Source organism: Streptomyces sp. NPDC051907, from assembly GCF_040681075.1.
Classification (GTDB): Bacteria; Actinomycetota; Actinomycetes; order Streptomycetales; family Streptomycetaceae; genus Streptomyces.
This window is the reverse complement of sequence record NZ_JBFAYB010000175.1, coordinates 1-8,171: the sequence shown is the minus strand read 5'-3', so window position 1 is coordinate 8,171 and position 8,171 is coordinate 1. Positions and strand designations below refer to the sequence as shown.

Here is an 8,171-nt window from a genome sequence, read left to right as displayed (position 1 = left end):
GCAGCGTCCTGGCGCTGGCGATCTGGGGAGTCGCGTCGACGGGCTTCGCCTTGTACGTCGCGAACTTCGGCTCCTTCAACAAGACCTACGGCACCTTGGCCGGTGTGATCATCTTCCTCGTATGGCTGTGGATCACGAATCTGGCGATTTTGCTCGGGTTGGAATTCGATGCGGAGATGGCTCGGGAGCGGGCGATCATCGCGGGCCACCCCGCCGACGAGGAGCCGTATGTACAGCCGCGCGACACTCGCGCATGGTCCGAGGAGGAGTGGCGGGAGATGGGCGAGCCGCCGAGTGAGGAGCCGACGAAGGGGTGACGATGACGCCGACCGGGGACGAACTCCGCCCGCTGCCGATGTGCCACCCGTGCCGTCGCGGAGGCACGTGATCCTCAGCGCCGAGTAGATGGATCCCGGGTGGCGGGGCTACCCGGGATCCCCCGCAAGGAAGAAGGGGACGGCCACGCCTGGAAGCGCTGACCGTCCCCGCAGGACAGTGACGCGATGCTGCCGCGCCTGCCGAGCGTGGATCTCGCCGCGGTGAGCCGCGGGACGGCGACGCGAAGAAGGCCCTCGCGTGTCCCTCCCTCCCCCAACGATTGGGAGGCACATCAGGGGCGGCGCTGGGCCTCGACGCCGTCGCGCTAGCGGCCTACGGGCGTCGTCTCTTGACGGTCAGGGTTGGTGCCTTCCGGTGGGCCTCGGAGGCCCACCCGGGCTGTGCCCAAGTCGCCGGGAAGCCAAGAGCATCGTGGTCACCCACATCGCCATGGCAGCCAGGCCGAGCTCCGACGATCGTGTGGACATCGCATACATCGCGAGCATTCCTGCCAGTACTGCCGTGACCGCAGAAGCCGTTGCGAGGTGGCACGTGAACCCGGATAGGGATGTGAAGCGCTGACTCTGGGTTCGCTGACCGACCCCGGTAATGCGCCATATCAGCCCGTTGCCCCAGCCTTTTGTCTCGGCTGGGGCAACGGGCTGATATGGGTTTGCGGTCAGACCCTTCCGCGGGCCAGGCGGGTCAGGGGACCCGTTTGTGGCTTTGCCGTCGAGCGTCCGACGGCAAAGGCGGTTCCGGCTACTCCGGCAACCGCTGCTGCGGCCCCCGCGACTATCGCCTTCCGGTGCTTGAAGGCCTTCCAAGCGGTGGTGGCCATCGTCCCCACCTTGGCGGCCTTCGCCGTCACCGCCTCTTGGCCACTGGAGAGTCCGGCGGCAGCAGCGCGCCCCGCCCGCTTGGTCGCTTCACCGGCCGAATGCGCTCCGGCCGAAGTGGAATCCTTGGCGTCCCGGGCTGCCGACGCGGCGCTTCCCGCAGCGTCCTTGGCCTTCGCTCCGGACTGCTCGTCCGCCTTGCTGACCGCGCGCTGGGTGCGGGCAGTGGTCTTGGAGCTTGCGGCCTTCTTCGCCGTGCGTGCACGAGATTGATTGGCATTATTGCTTTCAGCGGTCATGACATTCCTCCTTGCCTCGAAGTCCGCCTTGAAACGCGGCTGTGTCGGATAGTTGCCCGACCTCATTGCGGCTGGGGAAGCAGGGATCCCAGTGGACCGAGGTCAAGGTTCAAGTCGTCCATGGTGAGGTCGTAGCGCTCGCACAGTTCCGTCATACGTTCCTGGAGAATCATCAGCGTCATTCCGATGCGCTCCTCCTGGTCCTCTCCGAGGTCTCCCTGGTCGACCCGATGGAGCGCTGTACGCTCCATCAACTGCCGCAGTAGTTCGACGATGGTCAGAACGAGTTTCATGAGGTCTCGTTCCACCGACTCGGGATCGGTTTCCAGTCGTTGTGCGATGGCGTTGCTGGTGCTGGGGGGTGCGGATGCACTGGGCACGGGAACCTCCTCGGATCCGGCGCGTGAGCACCGAAGCGGTCGCGTGGGATGTGGTGTCTCACCAGGGGGCCGGCTCATCGGAGGTGATGGACCTGATGACCGCCCGAAGGTTGATGTGCACCAGGTCGACATCGGCGATCGACAGCACGACGTCACCGGTGAGCACGGCGCCCCCGTTGAGAAGGCGGTCAAGCAGGTCGATGAGCGCTATGGGGGGACCGGCGACGGGCCGGTCTCCCCACTGCTGCGCCTTCGCGCCGACGTTCGCAGGCTCCCAAGGTCCTGCCTCGCTCGTCATAGAGTCAGGCCTCCCGTTCCGTCGTCAAGGTGGCGAACGAATAGGGAGCCCATGGGCCGGTGATATCGATCCGCACACCCGGCCTGTCCCGGGACACCGCACCGATCACCTCGCGGAACTGTGCGACTGCGGCCGCGGGAACGAGATAGGCCTCGTTGGCGACGTTCACACCGGTTCTGGACGCCAACTCGCCCTGCTGGGGACGGTGGACGACCCGTCCGGAGGCAAGCGAGGCCGCTTCACGGGCTGCCTCCGCGGCAGCGTCTGCGGCCCTTCGGTGAAGGTCCTGGCTTCCACGCTGCTGCGCTCGTCGTTGCTGGAGATAGGCGCGCCCCGTACCGCCGGCGGGAGCCCGCGGGGCCGGCTCCGGGGACGGAACACCGCTCGATTCGGCGTACACCTTCACCCCGAGCTCGACATGCTGGGCGAGCTGGTCCATCAGGGTGGCGAACTCCGAGCCTCGTTGCCGCAGCAGAGCGCATACGCGATCGTCGTTCAGGTACACGGTCGCCAACCGCATGGGCAGGACCGTCGTCGTGGAGAACGCGGCATCCACCACCGCGTGATGAGCCCTGGCGATGCTCTCCAGTCGGTCCAGGTCCTCCAACTGCGCGGCGAGCCCCGCCTCACTGAACCTGTCCGCCGGAACCGACGACACCAGTGCTGCGAGGCCGCCGTCGCTCACCCAGCGCAGTGACCTTCCCTCGATGCCCTGGAGCCCGTGGGCGGTGCGCCGCAACGCGGGGTCGTCGGGTCCGACCACGTACACGTACGACAGCTCCTCGCCGGTGGGGGTCCCGGCCCGTTCGGCCATCACTGCCGGTCCTGCCTTTCCGCGGAGGCTGCCTTCTGGTCCGCTGTATCGGGCGCCGCCGGCAATCCGACGGCCTCGCGGAGCTCGGCGAGCTGCGCGCGCAGAAGCGCGTTCTCCTCGGCGAGGGCCGCGTCCGGCCGTGCGGGCGCACGAGAGGACAGCGAGGGATCGTGCTCCCACCAGTCGATCCCCATCTCCTTGGCCTTGTCCACCGAAGCGACGAGCAGGCGGAGTTTGATGGTCAGGAGCTCGATGTCCAGCAAATTGATCTGGATGTCGCCTGCGATGACGATGCCCTTGTCCAGCACCCGCTCCAGGATGTCGGCGAGATTGGCCGACGAGCCCTGCTGGGTGGGAAACGCACCGCTCGTGCGGCCGGCAAGTGGTTGGGTCATGCGATCTGCCCTGTCTGTGCGGTGGGAGCTCCGGGTCAGCGCCGCGAGGCGGCGGGCCGACGACGGGTCGGCCGCTCTTGCTCGACGTCGTCCTCGTCGTCGGGAAGCTCCCGCTCATCGACCTCGACGTCGTCCTCGTCCTCGTAGTCGAGCTCGTTCTCCGCCGTGTCCTCTTCGTTCTCCGCCGGGTCCTCCTCCACGACTTCGTCCTGCTCGTCGTCCTCAGGGAAGTCGTCGTCCTCGTCCCGGTACTCGTCGTGCTCCTGCTCGTCCTCGTGATCGGCTGCCGCGTCGCCCTCGGAGTCGTGATCGAAGGAGTCCTCGTCGTGCTCCAGCTCGTTCTCCTGATCGACGGCCTCGTCGTGCTCGACGACGACTTCACCGTCACGGATCTCGCCGCGCCAGCCGTCGGTGGCCTCGCCCCGCATCATGATGAACTTGCGGTAGAGCTTGAGGTCCAGTCGTGCACGGCGGCCCTGGGCGCGCCAGATGTTGCCGGTCTTCTCGAAGAGGCCCTTGGGGAAGTATTCGAGGACCAGGAGCACCCGCGTCAGGTCATCCGTGATGCGGTGGAAGGTCACCACACCCTTGACCGTGCCCTTGGCGCCTTCCGTGGTCCAGGCGATGCGTTCGTCGGGAACCTGCTCGGTGACGTTCGCCTTCCAGCTGCGTGTGGACTTGGCGACCTTCACCTTCCAGTTGCTGGTCGTGTCGTCAGCCTTCTCGACGCTCACGACCCCCTTCGCGAATGTGCTGAACTCCTGGAACTGGGTCCACTGGTCGTACGCTTCGCGCACCGGGACACCGACATCGATGTCCTCGACGATGGTGACGCTCTTCGACTTGCCGCCCCCGCTCTTGCGCCCCTTGCCGAACAAGCCCTTGACCTTGTCCTTGATGGTGTCCTTCAGGTGCGACGCGCCTGCGGTCACGATGGCCTTGCCGGGCGACTCGCCCTCGCTCAGAGCCTTGCCGCCCTTCGCCAGACTCTTGCCCAGCGCACCGCCGCTGCCCGGCTCCGCCAACCTGGACACACCCTCACCGAGGCGGTGGCCCATGGTGGTCACGGTGTGCTCAAGGCGGGCGCGAACGTAGTTCTGCAGCTCTTCCTTGAGCCGGTCGGTGGCCGGGCTCTCGGCGATTTCGTTCTTGATCCTGCTCAGCGTCGAGTCAGCCATTGCCCTCACCCCGGCTCTTGCGCGCCGTGGAGGCGGTCGACTTGCGAGGAGTCCCGGAGCGTCGTGCGGGAGTCGCCCGCTTCTTCGTCTCGCCTGCCGCTGAGCGGCTGCGAGCGGCGGCAGCACGCTTCGAAGGGGCTGCCTTCTCCTTTGCCCCGGATGTGCTCCCGGAAGCCTTGCTGCGGGCCGGCCGCCTCCTCTTGCCGGACTCCTCGTCTGCCGCTTCCGGAGGCCCGTCTTCCTCGTCCGCCTCGTCCGCGGGTTCGTCCTGCCCCTCGGGGTCATCCTTCTGGCCGAGTTCCAGCGTGCGCTGCTGAAGGGAGTCCGCCAGGTTCGTCGCCCGCTGGGCGAGAGCGGAAGCGGCCGCGGACTTGGTGGCGTCGACCAGTTCCCGGCGAACCTGATCGTTGAGAGAGCCCAGCAGGGGCGAGTTGGCCAGCAGTTTGCCGACCTGCCTCGGATCGAAGTCCAGCTTCCGTCCGGCTAGGAACATGCCCAGACTGATCGCCATCTTCGCCTTGCGCGTTCGCCCCAGAAAGTATCCACCGACGACCGCGACGCCTATCTTGACGTTGCTTTGCATGTGTTGTGCACCTCATACCCTCGTGGTCGGATGTCGCTCCCAACGGTCCAGGTCATGGCTCCGACTGCTGCCGATGGGCTTCGATCTCGTCCAGCCGATCGAGCAGCTCGTCCTCCCGCCGGTCGAACTCCTCGTCGGTGATGCGTCCGGCGATCAGTTCCTGCTCCAGAGCGGCCAGCGCGCTGAGCACCGGCGCGGGGTCGTAGTACTCCCGCTCGGCGGCCTGGATGACCTGGTCGAGAACCCACGCCGTTCCTCGAACGGGAGCGAGCGGAAAGGTCAGAATGCCGGTGATGAGACCCATGGCACGCGCCTTCGATCGTTTCCCGACAGGTCAGACGAAGCTGTACGGCGGCAGCGGGCCCGTGAGCGTGAACGTATAGGCGTCACCACGCCGTCCCGCCTCTTCCTCGACGGCGCGCGAGAATGCTGCCGCCGTCTCTGCCTTGACGAGGAAGGACGCGTTCAGGAAGTGGCCGGCGCCGGGATCGCTCGGGGCGGTACGGGCCGCGGCAGGGCCGAGCCGGGCCAGGAGTTCGTCGGCCTCACGCCCCTGACGCGCCGCGACTTCATGCGAGACCTTCTCGCCGAGTGCCAGCCGCTCGTCGTGGGTCGAGCCCTCGGACCGGCTGCGCTCGTTCAGTAGCCGGATCTCCTCGGAGTCCGTCATGATCTCTCGCAGCAGGTCGTCCTCTGCGCGTCCGGCCTTGAGGTTGAACTCCACGTGTCCGGCCAACTCGGTCAGACGGTCGCCGTAGGCAGCCCCCTGCTCCTCGATCGCCGTCGCCACCTGCTCGTCGTCGGGGCCGAGAAGCCCGAAGCGCATCGGGAGAGTGGGGCCGTCCTGCATCAACCGCTCGATGACGGCCTGATGGGCCATCACATCGCGGCGCTTCGCCCTGAGGCCGGGCGGTGCATCGCTCACAACCACTGCCAGGTCCTTCGCGGCGACGTTCCGCAACCGCAACGGAGGGTCGCCGACGCCGTCGAGACCGTCCAGGTTCAGGGGATGGTCGGCGCGAGTGATCGCGTAGACGTAGGTGGGCATGTGTCACTCCCCCCTGCTCTGGGCGGACTGGCGGCTTGAGGACGACTTACGGGCAGGCCGCTTCCGCGGCTCCTCCTCCGGTTCGTCGCCCTTGCCCTGCAGCGATTCCGTGAAAGCCTCCACGGCACCGCTCAGCGCGCCCTTGGACTTCCCCTTGGCTCCGCTCTCCGTCATATCACCGACAAGATCGGTGAGTTGGCTGGGAGCCTTGCGCCCGGACTCCAGGTCGAGGCGGTTGCATGCTTCGGCGAAGCGCAGATACGTGTCGACACTCGCGACGACGACCCGCACGTCAATCTTGAGTATCTCGATTCCCACCAGGGAAACACGGACGAACGCGTCGATGACGAGGCCCCGGTCAAGGATGAGCTCCAGGACGTCATACAGATTCCCGGAACCACCGCCGGAATTGGACGCGTTGCTCTGCTGAACGAGCGTCATAATGGGACTCCCTTCTCGCTGAGTGGTGCAGGTTCACCCGATGTGAGGTCCTTCGGCGATTCAGCGCCGATCGATCTGCCCTCGCGCATAGCGGCGCGTACGCTCGTATCCGACGAGTTGCCCCTCTGAGCCGAGGGAGACGCGGTAGGAAGCCATCACACTCATGGTGTCCGGAACCCGTTCGAGCTCGACCACCTCCACGACGGCGGTCCAGCCGTCGTCCGTGGCCTCCATCGCCGAAACAGTTCCGGGCTCGCATCGGAGCAACTCCGCGAGCTGATCCGAAGCGCATTGGAGGGCATCGGAAATGGCAATCCGCTTCGAGGCGGTCTTACCGCCCTCGCTCTCCTGGGTGTTCATGATCCCCGCCTCACACCTGGGATGATCTTTTGGACAAGCACAGGACATCTGCCGTGGCTGCAATGTCGACTGCCCCTGAGGCTCGAACGTATGCTCCTCGATGCGCCGAATCCTTGAAACGCCTTGTGGGGACCGCTGGTTCAGACCGATCGACAGGGTTCCGGCGGTGGATGCCGCAGAAGATCCCGCGTCATTTCATGAGTCTCGACACCGGTCATTCCTGTGAGCTGTGGTTCATCAACGTCGACCACGATCTGGACCTGATCCGACAGGCGGGCCGATCTTCGCCGCGTCGGCAAGAAGCATCAAAGGCCGAGCTGAGGGCAGGCGATCCTCAAACATTCCCTGTCCAACAGGAGTTGAGCATCTTGTCGCACAGGCGCGCCTCCGTCACCAGCAGCGCTCTTGCCGCTTCGCCGACGCTCCTTCGGCATCCCGCCGAGCATCGCCTCGCGACCGCGGTGAAGTTCCGACGTCGGCTGGCCCCCGTACCATCCCGGCGAACCCCGGCGTATCCCAACGTGGTTCATCTGTCGGTGAGTACGTGGGACAGCGAATCCGGCACCTGGACAACCGGGCAGGCACTCTGCGGGCACCAAGCCCTGCCCGGCCCGCTGCCATCGGAAACAGCGGTGACGTGTATGCGGTGCCGCGAGTACGCGCCGAGGTACGTGCAGCTGCTGGCCCGGGACCAGAGCGACCACGACGACAGGCCCCGCGGTCTGGAAGTTCAGCGGTTCCGCTGATCCCGACCGGGGAGCTGCTGCTACCCGCGAGGGCCATCGTCCGCGTGGTCCAGCACGAGGAGAGGCCTCTCCTCGTGCTGGACCACGGACAAGATCCGGGACTCCCCACCTACGGCCCTGAGCACCGCGGTGACAGCCAGTGCCGGGAAGAGGACGTGGATGTGGGTCTGGCGTACCGCCGGAATTCGTACGACCACCCCAACGGCCCGCCAAGGACAAAGTCAGCGGAATTGTGCCTAAGCGGCCCATTCGCGGGTAGGGGCAAAGCAGGTTTATGACCACGCCACGCAGTGGTGTGGGAGGTGAAAGAGATGGCAGCAGGAAAGAAGGCCAGCAACGTAGCCAAGAAGGCCAAGGGCAAGGTAAAGGAAACCACTGGCCAGGCCATCGGCAACGAAAGCCTGGAGGCGAAGGGGGTCCGCGAGCAGATGGCGGGCGATGCGAAGCAGACCGTTCAGAAGGCCAAGGACAC

The 8,171-nt window shown here is 66.3% G+C and carries 14 protein-coding genes; 3 read left to right on the top strand and 11 right to left on the bottom strand.

From position 1 onward, the window contains the following. Nucleotides 1-317, top strand: a 317-nt coding sequence (locus AB0M39_RS40625; RefSeq protein WP_365373827.1) for a YihY/virulence factor BrkB family protein, incomplete at its 5' end; no start/stop codon positions are given. A 680-nt stretch (nt 318-997) separates the two neighbouring features. Here the strand turns inward: AB0M39_RS40625 and AB0M39_RS40620 are convergent. From AB0M39_RS40620 to AB0M39_RS40570, 11 genes are all read right to left on the bottom strand, one after another. Beyond that, nucleotides 998-1,456 (bottom strand): hypothetical protein, encoded by a 459-nt coding sequence (locus AB0M39_RS40620; RefSeq protein WP_365373825.1) that lies wholly within the window; start codon nt 1,454-1,456, stop codon nt 998-1,000. Nucleotides 1,457-1,518: 62 nt separating this feature from the next. After that, nucleotides 1,519-1,968, bottom strand: coding sequence for a gas vesicle protein K (locus tag AB0M39_RS40615; RefSeq protein ID WP_365373823.1), 450 nt, complete (start codon nt 1,966-1,968; stop codon nt 1,519-1,521). Then, nucleotides 1,895-2,134: a gas vesicle protein gene (locus AB0M39_RS40610; RefSeq protein WP_365373820.1), complete on the bottom strand. Its 240-nt coding sequence runs from the start codon at nt 2,132-2,134 to the stop codon at nt 1,895-1,897. Before AB0M39_RS40610 ends, AB0M39_RS40615 begins: the two co-directional genes overlap by 74 nt. A 4-nt stretch (nt 2,135-2,138) precedes the next feature. Further along, the gene (locus tag AB0M39_RS40605; RefSeq protein WP_365373817.1) at nt 2,139-2,948 is read right to left on the bottom strand and encodes a GvpL/GvpF family gas vesicle protein; all 810 of its coding nucleotides are present in this window, start codon (nt 2,946-2,948) and stop codon (nt 2,139-2,141) included. After that, entirely contained in the window at nt 2,948-3,343 is a 396-nt protein-coding gene (locus AB0M39_RS40600; RefSeq protein ID WP_365373814.1) for a gas vesicle protein, read from the bottom strand. The genes AB0M39_RS40605 and AB0M39_RS40600 overlap by 1 nt, the downstream gene beginning before the upstream one ends. A 35-nt stretch (nt 3,344-3,378) precedes the next feature. Further along, nucleotides 3,379-4,521 (bottom strand): SRPBCC family protein, encoded by a 1,143-nt coding sequence (locus tag AB0M39_RS40595; protein WP_365373811.1) that lies wholly within the window; start codon nt 4,519-4,521, stop codon nt 3,379-3,381. Then, nucleotides 4,514-5,104, bottom strand: coding sequence for a hypothetical protein (locus AB0M39_RS40590; RefSeq protein ID WP_365373808.1), 591 nt, complete (start codon nt 5,102-5,104; stop codon nt 4,514-4,516). Before AB0M39_RS40590 ends, AB0M39_RS40595 begins: the two co-directional genes overlap by 8 nt. A gap of 52 nt (nt 5,105-5,156) precedes the next feature. Beyond that, nucleotides 5,157-5,408 (bottom strand): gas vesicle protein GvpG, encoded by a 252-nt coding sequence (locus tag AB0M39_RS40585; RefSeq protein ID WP_365373805.1) that lies wholly within the window; start codon nt 5,406-5,408, stop codon nt 5,157-5,159. A gap of 30 nt (nt 5,409-5,438) precedes the next feature. Further along, nucleotides 5,439-6,152: a GvpL/GvpF family gas vesicle protein gene (locus AB0M39_RS40580; RefSeq protein WP_365373802.1), complete on the bottom strand. Its 714-nt coding sequence runs from the start codon at nt 6,150-6,152 to the stop codon at nt 5,439-5,441. A gap of 3 nt (nt 6,153-6,155) precedes the next feature. Then, a complete protein-coding gene (locus tag AB0M39_RS40575) occupies nt 6,156-6,593 on the bottom strand; it encodes a gas vesicle structural protein GvpA (protein ID WP_365373800.1) in 438 nt (145 codons plus the stop codon). 60 nt (nt 6,594-6,653) lie between these two features. After that, entirely contained in the window at nt 6,654-6,953 is a 300-nt protein-coding gene (locus tag AB0M39_RS40570) for a gas vesicle protein (RefSeq protein WP_365373797.1), read from the bottom strand. A 170-nt stretch (nt 6,954-7,123) separates the two neighbouring features. On the opposite strand from AB0M39_RS40570, the gene AB0M39_RS40565 reads away from it, so the two are divergent. After that, nucleotides 7,124-7,699, top strand: a complete 576-nt coding sequence (locus tag AB0M39_RS40565; RefSeq protein ID WP_365373795.1) for a hypothetical protein — start codon at nt 7,124-7,126, stop codon at nt 7,697-7,699. Between the two features lie 311 nt (nt 7,700-8,010). Then, the coding region (locus tag AB0M39_RS40560; RefSeq protein WP_365373830.1) for a CsbD family protein at nt 8,011-8,171 on the top strand (161 nt) is incomplete at its 3' end.

Excerpts from the sequence above, each read along its gene's own strand:
- AB0M39_RS40620 (WP_365373825.1), bottom strand. The coding sequence starts at position 1,456 with ATGACCGCTGAAAGCAATAATGCCAATCAATCTCGTGCACGCACGGCG.
- AB0M39_RS40615 (WP_365373823.1), bottom strand. The coding sequence starts at position 1,968 with ATGTCGACCTGGTGCACATCAACCTTCGGGCGGTCATCAGGTCCATCA.
- AB0M39_RS40610 (WP_365373820.1), bottom strand. The coding sequence starts at position 2,134 with ATGACGAGCGAGGCAGGACCTTGGGAGCCTGCGAACGTCGGCGCGAAG.
- AB0M39_RS40605 (WP_365373817.1), bottom strand. The coding sequence starts at position 2,948 with ATGGCCGAACGGGCCGGGACCCCCACCGGCGAGGAGCTGTCGTACGTG.
- AB0M39_RS40600 (WP_365373814.1), bottom strand. The coding sequence starts at position 3,343 with ATGACCCAACCACTTGCCGGCCGCACGAGCGGTGCGTTTCCCACCCAG.
- AB0M39_RS40595 (WP_365373811.1), bottom strand. The coding sequence starts at position 4,521 with ATGGCTGACTCGACGCTGAGCAGGATCAAGAACGAAATCGCCGAGAGC.
- AB0M39_RS40590 (WP_365373808.1), bottom strand. The coding sequence starts at position 5,104 with ATGCAAAGCAACGTCAAGATAGGCGTCGCGGTCGTCGGTGGATACTTT.
- AB0M39_RS40585 (WP_365373805.1), bottom strand. The coding sequence starts at position 5,408 with ATGGGTCTCATCACCGGCATTCTGACCTTTCCGCTCGCTCCCGTTCGA.
- AB0M39_RS40580 (WP_365373802.1), bottom strand. The coding sequence starts at position 6,152 with ATGCCCACCTACGTCTACGCGATCACTCGCGCCGACCATCCCCTGAAC.
- AB0M39_RS40575 (WP_365373800.1), bottom strand. The coding sequence starts at position 6,593 with ATGACGCTCGTTCAGCAGAGCAACGCGTCCAATTCCGGCGGTGGTTCC.
- AB0M39_RS40570 (WP_365373797.1), bottom strand. The coding sequence starts at position 6,953 with ATGAACACCCAGGAGAGCGAGGGCGGTAAGACCGCCTCGAAGCGGATT.
- AB0M39_RS40565 (WP_365373795.1), top strand. The coding sequence starts at position 7,124 with ATGCCGCAGAAGATCCCGCGTCATTTCATGAGTCTCGACACCGGTCAT.